The organism is Tritonibacter litoralis (genome assembly GCF_009496005.1).
GTDB lineage: Bacteria > Pseudomonadota > Alphaproteobacteria > Rhodobacterales > Rhodobacteraceae > Epibacterium > Epibacterium litoralis.
On sequence record NZ_WIBF01000006.1, the window covers coordinates 24,769 to 45,426 of the forward strand.

The window sequence follows — 20,658 nt, forward strand, 5'->3', positions numbered from 1 at the left end:
CTTAGGCTGTGAACATCGCCTGATACTGCGCGCGCAGAATGTTCTTTTGCACTTTGCCCATCGTGTTGCGGGGCAGCTCGTCCAGAACCACCAGTTTGCGGGGATGTTTGAACCGGGCAAGCGAGCCTTTTACCGCCTCCATCAGCTGATCCGTATCCGGCGTGGCACCGGGCGCGGGCACAATCACCCCCAGAACGGTTTCGCCAAAATCAGGATGGGGCACGCCGATCACAGCGCTTTCCAGAACACCAGGCTGGTCATCCAGGACCAGTTCGATTTCCTTGGGATAGATGTTATATCCACCCGAGATGATCAGATCCTTGTTGCGCCCAACGATATGGACATAACCATCCGCGTCGATCTTGCCCAAATCCCCGGTGATAAAGAACCCGTCCGCGCGCAGCTCGGCGGCGGTTTTCTCGGGCATCTGCCAATAGCCTTTGAAGACATTGGGGCCGCGGACCTCGATCTGGCCGACCGTGTCCTTGGCCAAGGTCTGGCCGGTTTCGGGATCGGTGATTTTCAGCTCCACGCCCGGCAGCGGGAAACCCACGGTGCCCGCCCGGCGTTCGCCGTCATAGGGGTTGGACGTGTTCATATTGGTTTCGGTCATACCATAGCGTTCCAGGATCCGATGACCGGTGCGTTCCTCAAACTGGATATGGGTTTCCGCCAAAAGCGGTGCCGAGCCCGAGATAAACAGGCGCATATGGGCGGCCAGGTCTTTGGTGAAACGCGCATCTCCCAGCAGACGGGTATAAAATGTGGGAACCCCCATCATCGTGGTCGCCTGCGGCATCTGACCAAGGATCTGATCCAGGTCGAATTTTGGCATAAAGATCATGCTGGCCTCGGCAGCCAGCACCACATTGGTGGCGACAAACAGACCATGCGTGTGAAAGATCGGCAGCGCATGCAACAAGACGTCGTCAGCTGTGAACCGCCATTCTTTGACCAAAGCATACGCGTTTGACAGCAGGTTGTTTTGGGTCAGCATGGCCCCTTTGGAACGGCCGGTTGTGCCGGATGTATAGAGGAAGGCGGCCAAATCTTCACCATCGCGGTCCACGGTCGAAAAACTGGCGGGCATGACCTGGGCCTGCGCCATCAACGTGCCGCTGCCATCGCCATTCAGCGTTTCAACCTTGGCCCCCAAGGTGGCGGCAACCTCGCCCAGTTTCTCTTCGCTTCTTTCATCACAGACAATCAGCGCGGCGCCGCTGTTTTCAATGAAGTAACTCAACTCATCCACGGTATAGGCGGTATTGAGCGGCAAAAACACCAGCCCAGCCTGCGCACAGGCCGCATAAAGCGCCAACGCTTCGGGGGATTTTTCGACCTGAACGGCGACGCGATCGCCCGGTTTCAACCCGATTTGCGCCGTCACATTGGCAATCTGGGCGCTGGTCGCAAGAAAGTCCTGATGGGTGATCACCTGACCGTCGGCCAGACGCAGGAACGGAGTTGTGTGCCCGGCGTGCTTGCCGAACAGACCGTCATAAAGCGGGTTGGACATGGGGTTACCTTTCTTCGGTCGTAGGAAGCGTGACCAGCCCGGCCAGAGATTGGACATCAGGCGTGGCAACAACTTCACGTGTATTGGCAAAGTTTTCGTGGTTCTGCGCGATCCGTGGCAGGTCGTAAAGATAGTTGACCATTGTTCCACCGGACTGGGCCCGGCCCTTGTCCGAGACATCGGCATCTGCGTGGACCGCATGGACAATGGCCCCATTGCCCAGGTGGAAGCGTGCCACCGGATCAAAGGGAAGATCACCGCGGGATTTGGCATTCAGCAGGTAATGCGCCGCAAGCGCCTGCATGTGTTCAGGCGCATCCGTGTTCCATGTCAGCCCCACCTGATCCAGCCATTTGGTCAGACCTGGAATGGGCGACAGTGTGACAAAGGTGCTGAGCCCCGACAATTCGGCCGAAAGATCCGCAGCAACCTGTTTGATCAGCGAATTGCCAAAAGAAATGCTGGCCAGACCTGCCTGGCAGTTGGAAATCGAATAAAACACCGCCGTATCCGCCGCTTCCGCAGGCAGCGCGTCCCGGTCCTCGGCCAGCAGCGCCTGTACAGATCCGGGCGTGCCCTTGGTCAGGGCCACCTCAACAAAGATCAACGGCTCGTCCGGCATCGATGGGTGAAAGAACGCAAAACAGCGGCGGTCTGTTGGCTCTAACCGGCGGCGCAGGTCGTCCCAGCTGTCGATGGCATGCACCGCCTCATAGGCGATGATCTTCTCCAGAATATGAGCCGGGCTTTCCCAGCTGATCGGGCGCAGCACAAGGAAGCCGCGATTGAACCACGAGGCAAAGAGATGGCGAAAATCCAAATCCAGCGCCTGCAGCTCTGGCTCCTTGCCACCCAGCCGCAACAGATCCGCGCGCATTTCAACCAGGCTGCCGGTGGCGCCCGGCACCCGGTTCAAGCGGCGCACGAACTCTTGCCGGGCTGGTTCCGCCGCCGCCGCAAAGGCGCGATAGGTGGCTTTGGACGGGCTTTCTTCATAGGCATCCAGAGTGGCGCGCACCGTCTCGGGATCCAGGTTCATGGTTGATGCGATGTTCCGGAAAAACGCAAGTTTTTCATCATCATCCAGCGCGCCAAACCGGGTCAGGATCTCTCGGGCCAAGGCCAGGCCCGAGGTTTCGCCAGCCGATCCCACCAAAGCGGTGGCCATTTCGGTTAGGGGGCGGCCATCCTCGGCCCCCTCTGATGCCTCGCGGCGATACCGCCGTTCAAACACCGTGGACAGAAGATCGGCAAGCAAGGTCATACTGCAACTCCCATGATTACATTGGGCAGCCAGGTCGCAAGGCCCGGGAACAGACACAGCAGGACAATCGCCAGCACCATACAGGCCACAAAAGGCAGCGACCCGGTCAGGATGGTTTTCAGCGAAATATCCGGCGCAATCCCGTTGATCACATAGAGGTTCAGGCCAACGGGCGGTGAAATCAGTCCAATTTCCATATTGATCGTCAACACCACCGCAAACCAGATCGGGTCAAACCCGGCGGCGTCAATGATCGGCAACAGGATCGGCGCGGCCATCAGGATCACGGCCACGGGCGGCAGAAAGAACCCCGCAATCAGCAGGAAGACGTTCACAACCCCCATCAAAACCCAGCGGTTCACGTCCAGCGTGCCGATCCATTCGGCAATTGATTGGGTGATGAACAGCGAGCTGAGCATATAAGAGAACACGCCAGCGGCTGCGATGATGAACAGGATCATCACGCTTTCCTTGGTGCTGTCGCGCAGGACCAGCCACAGATCTTTGGGGTTCCACAGTTTATAAATGATCATCGCGATCATCAGGCACAGCAAGGCCCCAACCGCTGCGGTTTCTGATGGTGTGGCGATGCCACCGTACATGGCATACAGCACGCCAAGGATAATCAGCAGGAACGGCAGCACCCGTGGCAGGATTTCAAAGCGTTGCGCCCAGGTGTAGCTGCCCGCGCTCAGCCGGGCGGCGTTGCCGGATTTCCAGGTCGAATAAAGCGACCAGACCATAAACAGGCCCACCAGCAATAGCCCCGGTATGACACCCGCCAGGAACAGGCGACCAATCGAAGTCTCGGTTGCGATGCCATAGACGATCATGGTGACCGAAGGCGGGATCAGAATGCCCAGCGTCCCGCCCGCCGCAATGGATCCCGCCGCAACACCATCGGGATAGCCGCGTTTGCGCATCTCTGGAATGCCCATCTTGCCAATGGCAGCACAGGTGGCAGGGGACGAGCCGGACATGGCCGCAAACAGCGCACAAGCGCCCAGATTGGACACAACCAGCCCACCGGGAACACGGGTCAGCCAGCGCTCCAGCGCCTCATACAAATCGGCCCCAGCCCGTGTCGAGGCAATCGACGCCCCCATTATGATAAACATTGGGATCGACAGAAGCGCAAAATTGTCCAGCTTGCCAAACAGCAGCTCGGGCATCAGCTCCAACGAGCGCGGCCCATCAAAGATCAGCAGAAAACTGGCCGAGACGATCAACAAGCCGATGGCCACGGAGACGCCGGAAAAAAGCACAAGGATGGTGGCAATGGCCACAATCGCGCCAAGCAGAAGCGGGTCCATCAGCGATCCTCCAGACCAAAAGGTTTGTCAACACCGGTCAAAACAGCGACCAGATCCGCGACCAGTTGCAACAGCAGCAATCCAAAACCAACCGGAATGGCCAGATAAGGAATCCACAAACGAACACCCCAGACCGTGTCGGATCTCCATCCGCGGTCCCAGGCAAAATGCCAGTACTCATAGCCGTAAAACAGCATGACTGCGGTGATGGCGATGGACAGGGATGAGGTCAGGATCGCCATGTAAAACCGCGGACGCGGTGGCAATGAGATCGGGATCAGGTCCACATTGACGTGCCCGCGCAGACGCTGAACATAGGGCAGCCCCACAAGGGTTGCGGCAATGACCAGATAAATGACCGCCTCGGTTTGCCAGACCGTCGACTTGTTCAGCACAAAGCGCACAACAATCATCTGGCAGGTGATGGCAACAGCGCTCACGATCATGGCCGCAGAACACCACCCGGCCAAGGTGGACAGGACCGCAACAAGACGGAGAAAGGGGTTGTTCCCGGTATGGGACACCACGGCAGAGCTATGGGTAGCCATCTGCACCTCCTTTATTTTTATTAGAATTTCAGGGGGGTGGCATGTGGCAGGGCACACATCAGGCGCCCCGCCGACAGATCATTCAACCGCCAACGCCATGTCGAGCAGCGCCTGTCCATCGCTGACTTCTTCGACAAATTTGGCATAAGAGGTTTCCATGGCCAGCGCCCGCCATGCGGCGAAATCCTCGGCGCTCATCTGAGCGATTTCTACACCTGCATTGGCAAAAACTTCGGCCGATGCCGCATCCTGTTTCTTGGCTTCTTCCAGGTAATAGGCTTCGGCCTTGGCCGAGGCCTCCAACAACGCGGTTTGCTGGGCCTCGGTCAGCCCGTCAAAGGTGCGCTTGTTCATCAACAGCGGCTGGTACATGAACCACAAGGCCACATCCCCCGCTGGCGTATAGCAGCTGACCTGTTCATAGATCCGATAGCTGACAAAGGACGAGGACGAGGTGTTCGCCGCCTGGAGAACACCGGTCTGCATTGCGTTGTAAATCTCGGACGAGGCCATCGACGCGATTGAGGCATCAGCCCCCGCCAGCATCTGTTCAAACGATTTGCCTGCCGCGCGGGTCTGCAAACCCTTTACATCCTCAGGCTTGGTGATGCATTTGTCCTTGCCTGCAAAACCACCAGCCAGATAGCCGTGTACCAGAACCATCACGTCATCTTCTGCCATCTTGGCTTCCAGCGCTTCCATAAAGGGCGAGGCGGCCAGGCGTGCAGCGTGATCATGATTTTTGACCAAACCGGGCATCAGGGTCAGGTTATACGCGGGTTGTTGTCCTCCGGCATATGACAGCGGCAGAACCGTCATATCCAACTGACCGCGGCTCAGGGGTTTGTACTGCTCACGGGGTTTGAACAGCGATTTCGAGCCAAAGATCTTAATCTCCAGATCCACGTCGGCGGCGGCGACTTCATCGGCCACAATCTGCGCGACCTGATGGCGAATGTCTTTGGTCGACCATTGGTGCGACAGCCGCAGTTCCGTTGCATGGGCCACTGCGCCGACCGACGCAAGCGCCAAAGCCGCGACGGCGGACTTAAGAATAGTTCTCATGGTTTCCTCCTCCAAGAATCCAACCCCAGGGTCACCAGGGCAGCTTCATGATAGATATGAGAAGTTTTTTAAGTCAATATTTTTGTATACAAGAATGATGGTCTTGAACGTTAAGACCATATTTGGTAACACAAATACATGGAAAAACGCCGCGCAGATATCATCGCTGAACAGCTGGAAGAACGCATCTTTGACGGAACCTTTGCCGATGGGGATCGCCTTGACGAAGCGCGTCTTGCTGAGCAGTTCGGCGTCTCGAGGACTCCATTAAGAGAGGCGTTACAAAGGCTTGCACGTTCTGGCCTGGTGGAGCTAATCCAACGCCGCGGCGCCTTTGTACGCCAGCCCGGCCCGGTGGAACTGCTGGAAATGTTTGAGGTCATGGCAGAGCTGGAAGCTGTCTGTGGGCGTCTGGCAGCCAAGCGGATTTCGGACACGGCGCTGGTGCATCTGGATGAGGCAAACCAGAAATGTCAGGCTGCGGTAGAGGCGCGCGACCCCGACGCTTACTATTCCGAGAATGAGCGGTTTCACAAAATCATTTATAAGGAATCAGGTAACAGCTTCCTGGAGACCGAAACCGTTCTGCTGCACCGGCGCCTGCAACCGTTCCGACGTCAACAGTTGCGGCTGCGTGGTCGCATGGTGCAATCCATGAGCGAACACACCAGCATTCTGGAGGCCCTCGAACGTGGCGACGCGGAAGCTGCCGCAAGCGCGCTGCGGGGGCATGTGGCCATCCAGGGGGAGAAATTCCACAGCCTAATGTCCACCCTCAAAAGCGCCGCGGAATAACGGGCTAATGCGCGCTGCTTTGCAGGCGACACCCCGCCCTTGGCAGCCTTAGTTTACAGCTTGAAACCTCAGCCGCGCGACAGATCTTGTCGCGCTCTCATCGTGCGCCTCGCATTCACATGCCCGTGGTGATCCGTTCTTGAAACCAGATCAGGGCGGGGTAAGCGCAGAGCCAGATCCAAAAAAACCGGTTCAGCCCAAAGAAACAGGCATTGGACAGGTGAAAGGCTGCGGTGCACAGCAGGGCAAGTTTCAGCATCACCGGGTCCAGCAAGGCCAGCGGAAACACCAGCTCAAGGAGGATCACGGCCCAGCCCATGGCCCATATAACACGGGGGCGATCAGCCCAACTGCGCAGCCCTTCGCTGACGGGATAGGCGGAATAGCGGAACACATCGTTCAGCGCAGAGCCTGACCGCCAGGCGGGGTTCCAGACCTTGACCCAGCCCGAGACAAAATAGGACAGCACCAGCTGCACCGCCAGATAGGACAGCGCCATTTCCTGCCAAAATCGGTTTGGGGCCACTTGCACCAGACACAGGCAGGTGAGGATCAGCAATGTCATCTTGTCACTGCCGCCATTGTAAGGGCCCTGAAACCGGTGCAGCATCCATAAGGCGATGCCCCACAGCCCATACATCGCCCAGGGCGCGCCATAGCCCACCGCAACCGAGACCGCGAGCGCCAGTCTGGCAACAAAAATCAGCCGGTGTCGCACCTCCAGATGAGGGGGAAGAATGTGCTCAAGGCTTTGCTGGGCAATGGCAAGGCCCAGCAGGATCTCCATCAGGCGCAGGGTGAATTCAAACGTCATGCGCCACCTTTGAGGGTTGAGATTGGCACCGGATCGCTTTCGTATTCGACTGTTTTGACCAGCGCCTCCCCTTCACGCGCGATAAACACCAGCCGGATTTGCAACAGCCCTTCCTGCGCCTCCAACAGACGGGCCACACGGATCAGGATCTCATTCAGACTGTGCGGGCTTGGCTCTTCGATCATCCGTTCGGCACAGGACACCAGAAACAGCTGTTCGTTCCACGCCGGGTTCCAGACCATCCGCCGCACCAACGTGGCAACCGAAATGGTGGCAGGTCGGGGCCGATCCTCCTGCCAATCCTGCGCATGAGCGCCGCCGATCACCCGGTATTCGACCCGGGGCGATGGCGCCACGGATTTGAAAAACCGCCAGGAGGGAATCAGCGCAGGCAGCAGCAGTGAAATCACGCGCAAAATCGCAGGCAGCACGGGCAATCCTTTGGATCAGACATCACAAAACCCGCCATTTCAGGCGGTCTGACCCAGTTTAAATCAGTGAATTTAACAGAGGGTTCCCAATACCCCGCGCTTTTGCCATTCCCCCCTTTGCAAACGGGGGAATCTGGTGTAAGCGGCGGGCTTCACGCGGGGTGACAGCCTTGGAGGCACCCTGCCCTAGAAACATTGGAGAATTCAAATGGCAAAAGAGATTCCTGATCTCGTCGCCCAGGAACGTGCGGGGACAGGCAAGGGCGCCGCTCGCGCAGCACGTCGTGCTGGCATGGTTCCGGGTGTGGTTTACGGTGGTGATGTTGATCCGCTGGCAATCCAGATCCCGTTCAACGAACTGCTGAAAAAGCTGAAAGCTGGTCAGTTCAAGTCCACATTGTGGAACCTGAAGGTTGAAGGCCAAGACGACGTTCGCGTCATCTGCCGCGACGTTCAGCGTGACGTTGTCAAAGACCTGCCAACCCACTTTGACCTGATGCGCCTGCGTCGTACTTCGAAGATCAACCTGTATATCCCGGTTGAATTCATCAACGAAGAAGCCGCACCTGGCATCAAAAAAGGTGGCGTTCTGACCGTTGTCCGTTCCGAAGTCGAGCTGATCGTAACCGCAGGTGACATCCCTGAGAAACTGGTTGTTGACCTGACCGGCAAAGACATCGGCGATGTGATCCACATCTCTGACGTTGATCTGCCTGCTGGTGCCAAGCCGACCATCGAGCGTGACTTTGTTGTTGCAAACCTCGCGGCTCCGTCCGGTCTGGCCGCCGCTGCTGACGACGAAGCCGAAGGAGAAGAAGCCGCTGCAGAAGCATAAGCCAAACGTCCCAATCGGGTATGTTTGCAAGAAGGGATCCCATCGGGGGTCCCTTTTTTGTTGCGCGGTTGACTGGTGACGGCCACCCTTGGTGAACATGCGTCAACACTGCAGTCAAACAGGACAATATGTCGAAGGTCCTTGGGAACACCGCCCGGAAATATGGCAAGCACAGGCCATCGGTTGTTCTGGTCCACGGCGGGCCGGGTGCAGCAGGCGAGCTGGCGCCCTTGGCCAAGCTGCTGGCCGCACGAGGGTTCGGCGTCTTGGAACCCTTTCAAACGGGCACCAGTGTCGACGCTCAAATCGCAGAGCTGCGTGATTTTCTGCAAGCCTTGAACCGGCCTGTGGCGCTGGTGGGCTGGTCCTGGGGTGCATGGCTGGCCCTGATGGTCGCTACGCGCAATCCAGAATTGCTGTCCCGTCTAGTGCTGATCGGCTGCCCGCCTTTTCTGGCTGAAGACGCCCGCAGCATTAACGCAACACGCATGGCGCGCCTGTCACCTGCCGCCCAAGACCAATGGGATCAATGGATGCCCCGGTTGGAGCAACCTGGCGTTATGGATCAGGCCATGACCCTGTTTGACACCACCGATTGTTTTGCCCGCGACGACAGCCCGCGCCCCAAAGTGTGCTTTGACCCCGACATCCACCATCAGGTCTGGGCAGAGGCTGCCGCGCTGCGCCGGAACAAGGCGCTGATCGTGGAACTGACACGGCTCCGCCTGCCGGTTCTTGCACTCCATGGGGATTATGACCCGCACCCCGCCGACGCTGTGCAGCGGTCCCTCCGGTTACACCAACCAAAGGCCGCGTTTCACCTTCTGCAGAACTGCGGCCATAAACCCTGGCAAGAGGTCCACGCAAAATCAAGCTTTCTGACCCTGCTATGCGCGGGATTGCCCCGCCAGGCCTGACGCAAAGCCACCCATCGATGGGCTGCCTTGCCCCAGCGCGACGATGTCCAGGGCCAGCTGCTCCAACATCTGGCGTGCCTGCTCCTGCCGGTTGGGCCGCAGGACCAAGGTTGAGATCCCCGCCAGCGCCGTTTGCACAGACTGGGCCAACGCGCGGCAATCCGCATCCGTCGCCAGCTCTCCGGCGCTGCGCGCCTGTTCGAACATCTCAGTGAATTGATCCTCAAATGCATCCGCCAACCGGTTGAGCGCCGCATGCACTTCGGGGGAGTCAATTCCGGTTTCCATCAGCGATTTACAGATGAAACAGGCGGCCTTGGGACCGTCGTGCTGGGCAATCGGATGGCTTTGACGCACGGCCTCTGCCAGCGCGTGCAGTTTGGTCTCGCCGACGCAGTCGGCGTAATGACCTGACATCATCTGATCAGCATAAAGCTGTAGCGCCCGCGCAAACAGCCCGGCCTTGGAGCCAAAGGCCGCATAGATCGAACCAGGATGCATCCCCAGATGATGCTCCAGATCCTTGATCGAGGTTCCGTTGAACCCCTTCTCCCAAAACAGATAAAGCGCCTTGTGCAATGCTTCGGCGCGGTCGTGTCGCTGTGCCATAGGGGCTTATAACCTGCCTTGGCGCAGGGCGCTATGTTTCCTGCCCTGGTCACGCTTGAGTGATCGCTTTAAATGAAACTTGAGCGATCACTCACCCCTACTTACATCCTTGGGACATCCAGACACTGGACCTCTAACCACAGGATACCGAGATGACCGAATTCAACACCTACACTGCGGAAACTGCGCCCGAAGGCTCCAAAGAGATCTTGAAAGGTGTCGAGGCAGAATACGGCTTTATCCCTGAGCTGATGAAGGTACTTGCAGGCTCGCCCGAGCTGCTGGCGACCTATATCCAAGCCCATACGCAATTCGTCAGCACCTCGTTTACGGCTGAGGAAAAGACCGTTGTCTGGCAGACCATCAATGTGATCCACGAATGCGTCTATTGTGTGCCGGCCCACACCGCGATTGCCAAATCCATGAATGTTGATGACGCGATCACCGACGCGCTGCGCAATGAAACCGCCTTGGGCGATGCCAAACTGGAAAGCCTGCGCGATTTTGTGACCGCCGTTGTGGTCAAGCGCGGCCATGTCTCTGGCGAAGATCTGGAGGCGTTCTATGGTGCTGGCTATTCGGAACAGAACGTGCTGGAGATCATCACAGGTCTGGCTCAGAAGGTGATCACCAACTACACCAACCACATTGCCAAAACCACTTCGGACCCGCAGTTCGCGGCCTTTGCCTGGAGCAAAGCCGAGAAAGTCGCGGCAGAGTAATCTGCTCGCCCCGTGAGACCCAGGACATGCGGGGGCGCTGATTGGCGTGCCCGCAACCACGACGAGCAGAACAAAGACCGCCATTTCCAAGGCCCTGATCAAGACCCCTGGTGAAAGGGGTCAATCCCGGCGCTCCAGCTTTGAACCTGGCCTCAGGCTGCAAAAAGCCGCCTACGCGCTATTTGTGAATCGCGCCTTTCTCCTCAAAATGCGGCGGGGCGCAGGCCTCCGGTCTGGATTTCCCATCTGAAACCAGTCAAAACCTGGCCAAGCAGAAATGGGGTCATGGCCATGAAACTCTTTGTCGGTCTGGGCAATCCGGGCGGGAAATACGCGCGCAATCGTCATAACATCGGCTTTATGGCGCTGGACCAGATCGCCAGCGACCACGGGTTCGCGCCGTGGAAGGGCAAGTTTCAGGCCGAGCTGAGCGAAGGCAACCTCGGCGGCAACAAGGTGCTGTTGCTGAAGCCACAGACCTTTATGAACAATTCCGGCCAGTCCGTGGGCGAAGCCATGCGGTTTTACAAGCTGACGCCGGCGGATGTGATTGTGTTGCATGATGAACTGGACCTGGCGCCTGGCAAATGCCGCGTCAAACAGGGGGGCGGCCATGCAGGCCACAACGGTCTGCGCTCGATCCATGCCCATATCGGCGCCGATTATGCGCGTGTGCGTTTGGGCATCGGCCACCCCGGTCACAAAGACGCCGTGGCCGGCTATGTGCTGCGCGACTTTCCCAAGGCGGATGAGGGCTGGCTTGACGATCTGATGCGCGGCATCTCGGATGGGGCGGCAGAGCTGGCCAAGGGCGACAGCGGCAAATTCATGAACGCCGTGGCCCTGCGCGTCGCCCCGCCCCGCAGCTCGACCGGAACCGCCAAGACAGGCGCGGCTGCGCAGAAGGCCGCGCAACCTGAGCCTGAAGAAAAGGCAGAGGACAAACGCTCTCCGGTCGAGCGCCTGATTGACAAATTCCGCTGACAGAACAGCGCTTTGTTTTGCATCAACGCTGCGCTAGGGTGAGCATATGGAAATGGATGACCGCATAAATGTCCTGGGCGCGCCACTTGCGCCCTGCTCAACCGATCCGCTGACCGGGTTCTTCCGTGACGGCCATTGCAACACCTGTGCGGCGGATGAGGGCAGCCATACCGTCTGCGCGGTCATGACCGAGGAGTTTCTGGCCTATTCCAAATACGTCGGCAACGACCTGTCGACGCCCCGGCCAGAATTCCGATTTCCGGGTCTCAAGGCGGGGGATAGCTGGTGCCTTTGTGCGGCGCGGTTCCTGCAGGCCGCCGATGAAGGCTGCGCCCCCAAGGTCGACCTGAACGCAACCCATCAGCGGGCATTGGACATTGTACCGCTTGAGCTGTTGCGCTTCCATGCCAGTGACAAGGCCGAGTAAGCTTGGTCAAAGCGCCCGAGCTGACACATAAGCAAGGTCACACACCCACACGCTCCGTCGACCCCAGAAACAGGTGGATCTCCCGCCCGTTGCGGATCACGTTTCACGTGATCCACGCCCGTTGGGTGTAGCGCCGGGCTGTGCCCGGCGCTACACCCAAGGCCGCCAAGGGGTGGCTGGCCCAAAGGGCCAGAACACCTGCGGGCGCGGGAGCTTTCCGCTCCGATCCAGCTGCCGCAGGTGCAAAATAAAAAGCGGCCCCCATGGGACCGCTCAAAGACCAATACATTGGCCTCGACGATTGGATTATTCGTCCAAATCCCGCCCTTCGGTGTCGGACATGTCAAAACCCAGATGCCGCGCCACGGTAAAGATATCCTTGTCGCCGCGCCCACACATATTCATCACGATGATATGCTCCTTGGGCAGGGTCGGTGCCAGCTTCAGCACATGCGCCAATGCATGGCTGGGCTCAAGCGCCGGGATGATCCCTTCGGCCGCACAGCAGACCTGAAACGCCTCCAGCGCCTCTTTGTCGGTCACAGAGACATATTGCGCCCGGCCCGTCTCATGCAGCCAAGCGTGCTCTGGCCCGATGCCAGGGTAATCAAGCCCCGCCGAGATCGAGAAACCTTCCTGGATCTGGCCATCCTCATCCTGCAAAAGATAGGTGCGGTTGCCATGCAGAACTCCCGGACGGCCGCCGGTTAGGGAGGCACAGTGCTGCATCTTCTCATCCACACCTTTGCCGCCAGCTTCCACACCAATGATGTTCACGGAAGGATCATCCAGGAACGGGTAAAACAGCCCCATCGCATTGGATCCCCCACCAATCGCGGCAATCACCGTATCGGGCAGGCGTCCTTCGCCCTCTTGCTCGGGCAGCTGCCAGCGGACTTCCTTGCCGATGATGGCCTGGAAATCACGCACCATTGCCGGATAGGGGTGCGGGCCTGCAACCGTGCCGATGCAATAAAACGTATCATGCACATTGGTCACCCAATCGCGCAGCGCGTCGTTCATCGCATCTTTCAATGTGCCCCGCCCTGAGGTCACCGGGATCACCTCGGCCCCCAACAGGCGCATGCGGAACACATTGGGTGCCTGACGCTGCACATCATGCGCGCCCATATAGACCACACATTTCAGGCCGAACTTGGCACAGACGGTCGCAGTCGCCACGCCGTGCTGACCCGCACCCGTTTCTGCAATAATCCGGGTCTTGCCCATCCGCCGCGCCAGCAGAATTTGCCCCAGCACATTGTTGACCTTATGCGCCCCCGTATGGTTCAGCTCGTCGCGCTTCATATAGACTTTGGCCCCGCCCAGGTCTTCGGTCAGACGCTCCGCGAAATACAAAGGGCTCGGACGGCCCACATAGTGTTTCCACAGGTCATCCATCTGCGCCCAGAACGTCGGATCATCCTTGGCCTTGTTGTATTCTTCTTCCAGGCTCAGGATCAGCGGCATCAGGGTTTCGCTCACGAAACGCCCGCCAAAAATCCCAAAGCGGCCCTTGTCATCAGGGCCGTTCATGAAGCTGTTGACTAGATCATCGGCCATCGGTCTCTCCATCGTCGTACCCAAGTGGTTCTAGTGCTGAACGCCAGCCGGGGAAACCTGTTTTCGAAAGATTTTTACCGCCAGACAGGGGAGAACGATCAATCTACCAGCAGGACGCGCCTGCATCGTTGCTCTATGGCAGATGATCCACAAAACCCGCCGCCACAAGTTGATCAAAGGCCGCTGTGACCGCGGGCGGGATCTCAACCGGTGTCTGAAATCCAAGATCAGGATAGGTTCGGATCCGGGACAGACTCACAATCCCAAGGGAGGGATTTCGCTTTGGGTGAAACCCAAAGCGACCAGCGCTGCGCCGCCTTCGGCGGCGCAGCGCTTGGCCCAACGGGATGATGGGGCCCAAAGGGCCACAAAGACGGGCGGGAGCGCCCCGTGCGTTCTAAAATTCAACGACCGCTGGCTGCAGCCACAAAAGCGCGGATCAGATCAGGGTCTTTTTGACCCGGCGCGCTTTCAACACCCGAGGCCACGTCAACCTGGCGCGCGCCTGTGCGGCGGATGGCCTGGCCAACATTTTCCGGCGTCAGCCCTCCGGCCAGCATCCAGGGGCATTGCCAGTATTTCTTTTTCGCAAGGATCGACCAATCAAAGGTCACCCCATTGCCCCCGGGCAGAACCGCACCCTTGGGGGCTTTGGCATCCACCAGGATCTGATCGGCAACCTGTTCATATTCGGCAATCCGTGCCAGGTCGGCAGGTTCGGAAATACCCAGAACCTTCATCACAGGCAGTCCATGGCGCGCTTTCAGCTCAGCCACGCGCTCCGGGCTTTCGTGGCCGTGAAGCTGCAGCATATCCAGCGGCACGCCCGCGACAATCGCATCCAGCTCGGTATCGTCCATATTGACCACCAGCGCGACTTTGCACAGGCCCACCGGGGCCTCCACCGCCAGCGCAGCAGCCTCTGCCACCGTCACCGAGCGCGGAGATTTTGGGAAAAAGTTAAACCCGATATAGGCGGCGCCGGCCTCGGCTGCCGCCTGAATATCCTCTGCAGTCTTCAAACCGCAGATCTTGCTTCTGATCTCTGTCATGTCAGCTCTGCTGCCGCCGCACCCGGCGTCAGCCTGCGTCTTCCAACAGGGCCAGAACCTCGTCCTTGCCCTCGTGCTTTTGCTTCTTCAGCTTGTTGACCTCACGCGACAGCTTGCGCACCTCGCGTTTCTGGGCCCCGGCTTCGCGGCGGTGTTTGCCTTCACGCAGGTATTCCGCAAAGAACCCCACCAGCAGCCCGGCACCGACACCGGCCAGGACAACTGCAAACAGCGGCAAGGAAATGCCAAGATTGAAACCCACCAGCTCAGCCAGCGCATCGGGCATCAGCTTCAGATCTACAAAAGCGCGATTGGCCAGAGCAATCGACGCAAGTACCAGGGCGAGTGTGCCCAAAACCGCATAGCGAATATAGCGCATCTATTCTTTTCCGTTTAGTCGGTCCCGCAAGAGCTTGCCGGTCTTGAAAAAGGGAACATGTTTCTCTTCAACATGGACTGTTTCACCGGTGCGGGGATTGCGACCTGTGCGCGCATCCCGCTGTTTGACCGAAAAGGCACCAAAGCCGCGAAGTTCAACCCGGTCGCCGCGGGCCATCGCCTCGGTCACCTCGTCAAACACCGTATTCACAATCCGTTCTACATCACGCTGATACAGGTGCGGGTTTTCGTCTGCAATCTTCTGAATCAATTCCGAGCGGATCATGTCGTCTCGGTCCTCCCAAGCCAGTTCAATCTTTATCTTTTCAAAGACTATAGGAAAAAAACCTTTATCCGGGAATAGTTTGGCGCAACCCCAAAGGATAAAAAGACGCGGTTTTCGCAGGAATACGCGCGGTAAAACCGGCGTGATGCGAGAAAAGCTGCCCAAGCATCCGTTTTCCAAGATGTGTGTGAAGCCCCCCGGAAATTGATTCGAACGGCAAAAGCCCCCCGTTCCACCGCCTCTAAACGCAATAAGGCCCCGCAGATTTGCATCTGCGAGGCCCAAGAATTGGCGTTTGAACGGACCTTAGTCGTTGTTCAGCGCAGCGCCCAGGATGTCGCCGAGGGACGCGCCAGAGTCGGAGGAGCCATACTGTTCGACGGCCTCTTTCTCTTCTGCGATCTCGCGGGCTTTGATCGACAGACCCAGACGGCGGGTCTTGGCGTCGATGTTGGTGACGCGCACGTCGACCTTGTCGCCCACGTTGAAACGCTCGGGACGCTGGTCGGCACGGTCACGGGACAGGTCGGAGCGGCGGATGAAGGATTTCATGCCTTCATATTCCACCTCAATACCGCCGTCTTCGATCGCGGTGACTTCAACAGTCACGATCGAGCCGCGTTTCACGCCGCCGGTTGCTTCGGCAAACTTGTCGCCACCCAGAGCTTTGATGGAGAGCGAGATACGCTCTTTTTCAACGTCCACTTCGGAGACAACGGCCGAAACCATGTCGCCTTTGCGGTAGTTCTGGATCGCATCTTCGCCACGCTCGTCCCAAGACAGGTCGGACAGGTGAACCATGCCGTCGATGTCGCCTTCCAGGCCGATGAACAGACCGAATTCGGTGATGTTCTTGACTTCGCCTTCGACCGGGGTGCCCTCGGGGTGGGTTTCTGCAAACACTTCCCATGGGTTGCGCTGAGTCTGCTTCAGGCCCAGAGACACGCGACGCTTGGCGCCGTCGATTTCCAGAACCATGACGTCGACTTCTTGCGAAGTGGAGACGATTTTGCCCGGGTGTACGTTCTTCTTGGTCCAGGACATCTCGGAGACGTGGACCAGACCTTCAACACCGGCTTCCAGCTCAACAAATGCACCGTAATCGGTGATGTTGGTGACGCGACCTTTGTGGACGGACTCCAGCGGGTATTTAACCGCAACAACATCCCACGGATCGTCCTGCAGCTGTTTCATGCCCAGGGAGATACGGTGGGTTTCTTTGTTGATCTTGATCACTTGAACTTTGACGGTTTCGCCGATGTTCAGGATCTCGTTCGGGTGGTTCACACGGCGCCATGCCATGTCGGTGACGTGCAGCAGGCCGTCAACGCCGCCCAGGTCAACAAACGCACCATATTCGGTGATGTTCTTGACCACACCTTCAACCGAGTCGCCTTCGGCCAGTTTGCCGATGACTTCTGCACGCTGTTCGGCGCGGGATTCTTCGAGGATCGCACGACGCGATACAACGATGTTGCCACGACGACGGTCCATTTTCAGGATCTGGAACGGCTGCTTCAGACCCATCAGCGGACCCGCGTCACGTACGGGGCGGACGTCAACTTGCGAGCCGGGCAGGAAGGCCACGGCGCCGCCGAGGTCGACGGTAAAGCCACCTTTGACACGGCCAAAGATCGCGCCTTCGACACGTGCGTCGTCTGCGTATGCTTTTTCCAGGCGGTCCCATGCTTCTTCACGGCGCGCCATCTCACGAGAGATAACAGCTTCGCCGCGGGCGTTTTCAGCCGCGCGCAGGTAGACTTCGACCTCATCGCCAACTGCGATTTCAGGTGCCTCGCCAGGATTTGCGAATTCTTTCAGATCAACGCGGCCTTCCATTTTGTAGCCGACGTCGATGATGGCTTGGCCGGCTTCAATCGCCAGAACCTTGCCTTTGACAACAGAACCCTCATCGGGTGTGTCCATTTCGAAGCTTTCTTGCAGGAGGGCTTCGAATTCCTCCATGGATGTATTAGCCATGTGGCGTTGTTTTCCTTTAAAACGTTTTCTGGCCGTGCGGTTGTCTCCGCCGGTCTTGGGGTTGGTCGTTTTCGTTGCAAGGCACCGGATGGTGCAGCGCGGTCAAAGGTTCAAACGTGCCAAACACACACATAACACAAAGGGCCGGAGGTTGCCCCGACCCTGCTCAAACCGATGTCCGTGCGATTCCCGCATCTTTATAGACAGCCGCCTTATAGGCAGAAACTGCGTTTCAGGCAAGGGGCGTTCTTTTCCCGCACCGACCTGCGTCTTGCACGTTTAAGCCGCGACCATCAAGCTTCTGTCACGCGCAAATAGTAAATTAAATTTACGTCAATCTCGGCCCGCGTTACGGTCGCCGAGTTGTTGGTTTGTGTTTTTGTGTAAAAGGTAGGGTCACATGCGTACGTTCACTGGTAGCACCGGGGATGATGTCCTCAACGGGAGTTTTGGACTTGATCTGATTGAAGGGGGCGACGGCAACGACACCCTTTATGGTCGGGCGCATCGAGACACATTGATCGGCGGTGATGGCGACGACAAGATCATCACGGGGGCCGGTCCCGATCTGGCCTATGGCGGGGCCGGCAACGATCTGATCATCGACGACTATACCGACGGCGGCGTCGAAAACCTGTATGGTGGCAGCGGCGACGACACGATCCGCGCCATAACAGGCGGCAACCTCGGTCCCTTTCCAAAGAAGACGGACTGGTGGATGTTTGGCGAGTCTGGCGACGACGTGCTGATTGGTGGTTTCGGCGGCACCTCTCACCTTTATGGCGGTAACGGCGATGACATGCTGGTCATGTCATCCTATGGCGGCGGCGATGCGCATGGCGGCAGCGGCCGCGACGTGCTGCTGTCCGAAGCCCGCAGCCGGGTGAACGAAGAGGTCGTGGACTTTGATAAATACGGACCCGGCGCGCGGGTCACCCTGGACGGCGGAACCGGCAATGACCGCTTGTTCGGCTACAGCTACAATTTTGACACCTTCGTGTTCCGGCCCGGCGATGGGCGCGATGTCATCCACAACTTTGACGGCGGCGCATGGGGGCTTGATCGGATCGACCTCACAGCTTTTGATTTCGATATGACCGCTGAAGAGGTCTTTGCCCTGTACGGGCATGAGCAGGAAAACCGAATCCTTCTCAACTTTGGTGCCGACAGCAAGATCATCATCAATGACACCGACTATTTGGGTGGCACAGATATCATGCCGCAGGATATTATCGACGCATTGATCCTGTAGCCGGGATGATCAAGTAACCATAGGCCGCCGCCGCCCCTCTTGTCGGCGTCGGCCTGTCTGCCTATGCAGGGCCTGCCCCGTGTCACATGGACCCCATATGCAGATCCTACACATATCAGCGGCCGACACCCTGCCCGTGCGCCAAATGGCGCTGTGGCCGGACCATCCCATGTCCGCCAGCCAGGTGGACGGTGATGACGATGCGTTGCACTTTGGTGGCTTTGTTGCAGATCAGCTGATCTGCGTGGCGTCGCTGTTTCCTGAGGGCGACAGCATCCGTCTGCGTAAATTCGCAACCCACCCCGAATTCCAAGGCCAAGGGGCCGGCAGTCTGATGGTGCGCCATCTCCTGGCCGAGGCCACGGCGCGGGGCCACACCCTGTTCTGGTTTGACGCCCGCGAAACCGCCCTGCCCTTTTATGTGCGGTTTGGATTTGAAACCAAAGGCGCGCGGTTCTTCAAGCGGGATCTGCCCTATGTCCGCATGGTCAAAAGGCTTTAGATCGCCTCGCCTTTTTTCAGCAGTTCCTGGATCAGCTCCTGCTGCAGATTGTTGCTGTCGCCGCCGCCATATTGCACCCCGCCCCCGGAATACAGCGTGCCATAGGTGCGCGCCACATTGACGGTCTGTCCCAGCCCCGAGATCAGCTGATCTTTTTTCAACGGCGACAGTGGGTGAATAAAGGTCGCCCACAAAGTTCCATTGGCCACCGCATATCGCGCATCCAGCGCACTGTCGAAATTGGCCTGCATCATCCGCATCATCTCTTCGGAGGTCAGCCCCTCAGCCCGGCGGATTGGCACCATCGCCCGCATCCGGTCCGCCCCTGTATCGGTGATCACAAAAACCGGGAAATCCAGAATGGTCAGCTGAAACGCCGGACCGCTCGGTTGCAGCTCGGGATCCAGTGCTGCCAGGATCCGGCCCAGACGTTCGTAATCCATCGGCGGCTCACTGGTGATTTCTGGCAATGGATCGGGCGTTGGCACCACATCCGGCTGCGCCTCTTGCGCCATCACCGCAAATCCCCCGCCAAAGGACAAGATCGCCACCAAGGACAGACAAGGCAAAACGGCGGGCAGGATGGGACGTGCGGGCATGGGGCTCTCCTTTGGGATCATCCTATCAAAGGTAGGGCGCATAGGCCGGTAAATCGATGCACGGATTGGTGAGACGCCTGTAACGCAGTCCTTGCGGCCGGAAACAGGCCATGATCTGCCCGTTTTACAGGCGGGGCGTATCAGGCCGCGCCGCGCTCGGTCACGGCCTGGATCGCAGCGGCAATCGCCGCGTCCACGTCCAATTCGCTGGTGTCGATCAGAACCGCATCCTCTGCCGGGCGCAGCGGCGCTTCGGCGCGGTTCATGTCCCGCTCATCCCGTGCTTTGACATCGGCCAGAACCTCTTCGAGGGAATTCGCCAGACCTTTGGCGGCCAATTCCTGAAACCGGCGTTTGGCCCGCACCTCGGCACTGGCGGTCACAAACAGCTTGGCTTCGGCGCGGGGGCAGATCACGGTGCCAATATCGCGCCCATCCATCACCGCACCGCCCGAACGGCGGGCAAAGGCACGTTGAAAATCAACCAAGGCCGCGCGCACTTCGGCGATCACCGCAACTTTGGAGGCCGCCTGCGCCACTTCGGGGCCGCGCAGGTCAGGATCGTCCAGGTCCTGCGGCAACAGGTTCTGCGCCGCCTCAACCGGGGGAACACCCGCCATCATCTTGGCCCCCACCGCGCGATAAAGAAGTCCGGTATCAAGATGCGCAAATCCAAAATGCTCTGCCACCGCGCGCGAAATTGTTCCTTTTCCTGCCGCGGCCGGGCCGTCAATTGCCACACAAAACATTCCTGTCCGTCCTCAAAATGCGTAAGTCTTCCGTTTCACCCCATTCCGCTACCGTTT

General features: G+C 58.5%; 24 protein-coding genes. 8 read left to right on the forward strand and 16 right to left on the reverse strand.

From position 1 onward, the window contains the following. Position 1: 1 nt before the first annotated feature. From GFB49_RS11020 to dctP, 5 genes are all read right to left on the reverse strand, one after another. Complete coding sequence (locus GFB49_RS11020; protein ID WP_153215931.1) at positions 2-1,516, reverse strand: malonate--CoA ligase; 1,515 nt, start codon at positions 1,514-1,516, stop codon at positions 2-4. A gap of 4 nt (positions 1,517-1,520) precedes the next feature. Then, on the reverse strand, positions 1,521-2,780 hold the full coding sequence (locus GFB49_RS11025; protein WP_153215932.1) for a malonyl-CoA decarboxylase: 1,260 nt from the start codon (positions 2,778-2,780) through the stop codon (positions 1,521-1,523). Next, entirely contained in the window at positions 2,777-4,093 is a 1,317-nt protein-coding gene (locus GFB49_RS11030) for a TRAP transporter large permease (protein WP_153215933.1), read from the reverse strand. The genes GFB49_RS11025 and GFB49_RS11030 overlap by 4 nt, the downstream gene beginning before the upstream one ends. After that, positions 4,093-4,641 (reverse strand): TRAP transporter small permease, encoded by a 549-nt coding sequence (locus GFB49_RS11035; RefSeq protein WP_153215934.1) that lies wholly within the window; start codon positions 4,639-4,641, stop codon positions 4,093-4,095. Before GFB49_RS11035 ends, GFB49_RS11030 begins: the two co-directional genes overlap by 1 nt. A 78-nt stretch (positions 4,642-4,719) precedes the next feature. Beyond that, positions 4,720-5,706 carry a TRAP transporter substrate-binding protein DctP gene (gene dctP, locus GFB49_RS11040; RefSeq protein WP_153215935.1) on the reverse strand — a complete coding sequence of 329 codons (987 nt, stop codon included), beginning with the start codon at positions 5,704-5,706 and terminating at the stop codon, positions 4,720-4,722. A gap of 138 nt (positions 5,707-5,844) precedes the next feature. On the opposite strand from dctP, the gene GFB49_RS11045 reads away from it, so the two are divergent. Beyond that, positions 5,845-6,501: a GntR family transcriptional regulator gene (locus tag GFB49_RS11045; protein ID WP_153215936.1), complete on the forward strand. Its 657-nt coding sequence runs from the start codon at positions 5,845-5,847 to the stop codon at positions 6,499-6,501. A gap of 115 nt (positions 6,502-6,616) precedes the next feature. Here GFB49_RS11045 and GFB49_RS11050 read toward each other — a convergent pair whose 3' ends face one another. Both GFB49_RS11050 and GFB49_RS11055 read right to left on the reverse strand, forming a co-directional pair. Continuing rightward, the gene (locus GFB49_RS11050) at positions 6,617-7,315 is read right to left on the reverse strand and encodes an HTTM domain-containing protein (RefSeq protein ID WP_153215937.1); all 699 of its coding nucleotides are present in this window, start codon (positions 7,313-7,315) and stop codon (positions 6,617-6,619) included. Beyond that, positions 7,312-7,746, reverse strand: coding sequence for a hypothetical protein (locus tag GFB49_RS11055; RefSeq protein WP_214644954.1), 435 nt, complete (start codon positions 7,744-7,746; stop codon positions 7,312-7,314). The genes GFB49_RS11050 and GFB49_RS11055 overlap by 4 nt, the downstream gene beginning before the upstream one ends. Before the next feature lie 208 nt (positions 7,747-7,954). Here GFB49_RS11055 and GFB49_RS11060 point away from each other — a divergent pair, with 208 nt between their 5' ends. Continuing rightward, complete coding sequence (locus tag GFB49_RS11060) at positions 7,955-8,581, forward strand: 50S ribosomal protein L25/general stress protein Ctc (protein ID WP_153215938.1); 627 nt, start codon at positions 7,955-7,957, stop codon at positions 8,579-8,581. 128 nt (positions 8,582-8,709) lie between these two features. Further along, a complete protein-coding gene (locus tag GFB49_RS11065; protein ID WP_153215939.1) occupies positions 8,710-9,498 on the forward strand; it encodes an alpha/beta fold hydrolase in 789 nt (262 codons plus the stop codon). Here the strand turns inward: GFB49_RS11065 and GFB49_RS11070 are convergent. Then, positions 9,469-10,107: a TetR/AcrR family transcriptional regulator gene (locus tag GFB49_RS11070; protein WP_153215940.1), complete on the reverse strand. Its 639-nt coding sequence runs from the start codon at positions 10,105-10,107 to the stop codon at positions 9,469-9,471. The genes GFB49_RS11065 and GFB49_RS11070 overlap by 30 nt on opposite strands. A 152-nt stretch (positions 10,108-10,259) precedes the next feature. Between GFB49_RS11070 and GFB49_RS11075 the strand changes: the two genes are divergently transcribed. The 3 genes from GFB49_RS11075 to GFB49_RS11085 all read left to right on the forward strand — a co-directional run bounded on the left by GFB49_RS11075 (position 10,260) and on the right by GFB49_RS11085 (position 12,240). Next, positions 10,260-10,829, forward strand: a complete 570-nt coding sequence (locus GFB49_RS11075) for a carboxymuconolactone decarboxylase family protein (RefSeq protein ID WP_153215941.1) — start codon at positions 10,260-10,262, stop codon at positions 10,827-10,829. Between the two features lie 291 nt (positions 10,830-11,120). Continuing rightward, entirely contained in the window at positions 11,121-11,813 is a 693-nt protein-coding gene (gene pth, locus GFB49_RS11080) for an aminoacyl-tRNA hydrolase (RefSeq protein ID WP_153215942.1), read from the forward strand. Between the two features lie 46 nt (positions 11,814-11,859). Continuing rightward, positions 11,860-12,240, forward strand: coding sequence for a DUF2237 family protein (locus GFB49_RS11085; RefSeq protein ID WP_153215943.1), 381 nt, complete (start codon positions 11,860-11,862; stop codon positions 12,238-12,240). A gap of 103 nt (positions 12,241-12,343) precedes the next feature. Here the strand turns inward: GFB49_RS11085 and GFB49_RS11090 are convergent, their stop codons facing one another. From GFB49_RS11090 to rpsA, 6 genes are all read right to left on the reverse strand, one after another. After that, positions 12,344-12,505 carry a hypothetical protein gene (locus GFB49_RS11090; protein WP_194269319.1) on the reverse strand — a complete coding sequence of 54 codons (162 nt, stop codon included), beginning with the start codon at positions 12,503-12,505 and terminating at the stop codon, positions 12,344-12,346. A 41-nt stretch (positions 12,506-12,546) separates the two neighbouring features. Next, positions 12,547-13,803 carry a tryptophan synthase subunit beta gene (trpB, locus tag GFB49_RS11095; RefSeq protein WP_153215945.1) on the reverse strand — a complete coding sequence of 419 codons (1,257 nt, stop codon included), beginning with the start codon at positions 13,801-13,803 and terminating at the stop codon, positions 12,547-12,549. 404 nt (positions 13,804-14,207) lie between these two features. Then, positions 14,208-14,855 carry a phosphoribosylanthranilate isomerase gene (locus GFB49_RS11100; RefSeq protein ID WP_153215946.1) on the reverse strand — a complete coding sequence of 216 codons (648 nt, stop codon included), beginning with the start codon at positions 14,853-14,855 and terminating at the stop codon, positions 14,208-14,210. Positions 14,856-14,883: 28 nt separating this feature from the next. Beyond that, complete coding sequence (locus GFB49_RS11105; RefSeq protein WP_153215947.1) at positions 14,884-15,234, reverse strand: lipopolysaccharide assembly protein LapA domain-containing protein; 351 nt, start codon at positions 15,232-15,234, stop codon at positions 14,884-14,886. Further along, positions 15,235-15,519, reverse strand: coding sequence for an integration host factor subunit beta (gene ihfB / locus GFB49_RS11110; protein WP_153215948.1), 285 nt, complete (start codon positions 15,517-15,519; stop codon positions 15,235-15,237). Between the two features lie 306 nt (positions 15,520-15,825). Further along, positions 15,826-17,589 carry a 30S ribosomal protein S1 gene (gene rpsA, locus GFB49_RS11115; RefSeq protein ID WP_343032551.1) on the reverse strand — a complete coding sequence of 588 codons (1,764 nt, stop codon included), beginning with the start codon at positions 17,587-17,589 and terminating at the stop codon, positions 15,826-15,828. 310 nt (positions 17,590-17,899) lie between these two features. Between rpsA and GFB49_RS11120 the strand changes: the two genes are divergently transcribed. Both GFB49_RS11120 and GFB49_RS11125 read left to right on the forward strand, forming a co-directional pair. Then, a complete protein-coding gene (locus GFB49_RS11120; protein ID WP_153215950.1) occupies positions 17,900-18,751 on the forward strand; it encodes a calcium-binding protein in 852 nt (283 codons plus the stop codon). 97 nt (positions 18,752-18,848) lie between these two features. After that, positions 18,849-19,253, forward strand: a complete 405-nt coding sequence (locus GFB49_RS11125; protein WP_153215951.1) for a GNAT family N-acetyltransferase — start codon at positions 18,849-18,851, stop codon at positions 19,251-19,253. Here GFB49_RS11125 and GFB49_RS11130 read toward each other — a convergent pair. Together GFB49_RS11130 and GFB49_RS11135 are read right to left on the reverse strand one after the other, a co-directional pair. Then, positions 19,250-19,852 carry a hypothetical protein gene (locus tag GFB49_RS11130; protein ID WP_246149683.1) on the reverse strand — a complete coding sequence of 201 codons (603 nt, stop codon included), beginning with the start codon at positions 19,850-19,852 and terminating at the stop codon, positions 19,250-19,252. The two genes, GFB49_RS11125 and GFB49_RS11130, sit on opposite strands and share 4 nt — an antisense overlap. A gap of 140 nt (positions 19,853-19,992) precedes the next feature. Beyond that, complete coding sequence (locus tag GFB49_RS11135) at positions 19,993-20,601, reverse strand: (d)CMP kinase (RefSeq protein WP_153215952.1); 609 nt, start codon at positions 20,599-20,601, stop codon at positions 19,993-19,995. Between the last annotated feature and the right edge of the window lie 57 nt (positions 20,602-20,658).

Excerpts from the sequence above, each read along its gene's own strand:
- GFB49_RS11020 (WP_153215931.1), bottom strand. The coding sequence starts at position 1,516 with ATGTCCAACCCGCTTTATGACGGTCTGTTCGGCAAGCACGCCGGGCAC.
- GFB49_RS11025 (WP_153215932.1), bottom strand. The coding sequence starts at position 2,780 with ATGACCTTGCTTGCCGATCTTCTGTCCACGGTGTTTGAACGGCGGTAT.
- GFB49_RS11030 (WP_153215933.1), bottom strand. The coding sequence starts at position 4,093 with ATGGACCCGCTTCTGCTTGGCGCGATTGTGGCCATTGCCACCATCCTT.
- GFB49_RS11035 (WP_153215934.1), bottom strand. The coding sequence starts at position 4,641 with ATGGCTACCCATAGCTCTGCCGTGGTGTCCCATACCGGGAACAACCCC.
- dctP (WP_153215935.1), bottom strand. The coding sequence starts at position 5,706 with ATGAGAACTATTCTTAAGTCCGCCGTCGCGGCTTTGGCGCTTGCGTCG.
- GFB49_RS11045 (WP_153215936.1), top strand. The coding sequence starts at position 5,845 with ATGGAAAAACGCCGCGCAGATATCATCGCTGAACAGCTGGAAGAACGC.
- GFB49_RS11050 (WP_153215937.1), bottom strand. The coding sequence starts at position 7,315 with ATGACGTTTGAATTCACCCTGCGCCTGATGGAGATCCTGCTGGGCCTT.
- GFB49_RS11060 (WP_153215938.1), top strand. The coding sequence starts at position 7,955 with ATGGCAAAAGAGATTCCTGATCTCGTCGCCCAGGAACGTGCGGGGACA.
- GFB49_RS11065 (WP_153215939.1), top strand. The coding sequence starts at position 8,710 with ATGTCGAAGGTCCTTGGGAACACCGCCCGGAAATATGGCAAGCACAGG.
- GFB49_RS11070 (WP_153215940.1), bottom strand. The coding sequence starts at position 10,107 with ATGGCACAGCGACACGACCGCGCCGAAGCATTGCACAAGGCGCTTTAT.
- GFB49_RS11075 (WP_153215941.1), top strand. The coding sequence starts at position 10,260 with ATGACCGAATTCAACACCTACACTGCGGAAACTGCGCCCGAAGGCTCC.
- pth (WP_153215942.1), top strand. The coding sequence starts at position 11,121 with ATGAAACTCTTTGTCGGTCTGGGCAATCCGGGCGGGAAATACGCGCGC.
- GFB49_RS11085 (WP_153215943.1), top strand. The coding sequence starts at position 11,860 with ATGGAAATGGATGACCGCATAAATGTCCTGGGCGCGCCACTTGCGCCC.
- GFB49_RS11090 (WP_194269319.1), bottom strand. The coding sequence starts at position 12,505 with ATGGGGGCCGCTTTTTATTTTGCACCTGCGGCAGCTGGATCGGAGCGG.
- trpB (WP_153215945.1), bottom strand. The coding sequence starts at position 13,803 with ATGGCCGATGATCTAGTCAACAGCTTCATGAACGGCCCTGATGACAAG.
- GFB49_RS11100 (WP_153215946.1), bottom strand. The coding sequence starts at position 14,855 with ATGACAGAGATCAGAAGCAAGATCTGCGGTTTGAAGACTGCAGAGGAT.
- GFB49_RS11105 (WP_153215947.1), bottom strand. The coding sequence starts at position 15,234 with ATGCGCTATATTCGCTATGCGGTTTTGGGCACACTCGCCCTGGTACTT.
- ihfB (WP_153215948.1), bottom strand. The coding sequence starts at position 15,519 with ATGATCCGCTCGGAATTGATTCAGAAGATTGCAGACGAAAACCCGCAC.
- GFB49_RS11120 (WP_153215950.1), top strand. The coding sequence starts at position 17,900 with ATGCGTACGTTCACTGGTAGCACCGGGGATGATGTCCTCAACGGGAGT.
- GFB49_RS11125 (WP_153215951.1), top strand. The coding sequence starts at position 18,849 with ATGCAGATCCTACACATATCAGCGGCCGACACCCTGCCCGTGCGCCAA.
- GFB49_RS11130 (WP_246149683.1), bottom strand. The coding sequence starts at position 19,852 with ATGCCCGCACGTCCCATCCTGCCCGCCGTTTTGCCTTGTCTGTCCTTG.
- GFB49_RS11135 (WP_153215952.1), bottom strand. The coding sequence starts at position 20,601 with ATGTTTTGTGTGGCAATTGACGGCCCGGCCGCGGCAGGAAAAGGAACA.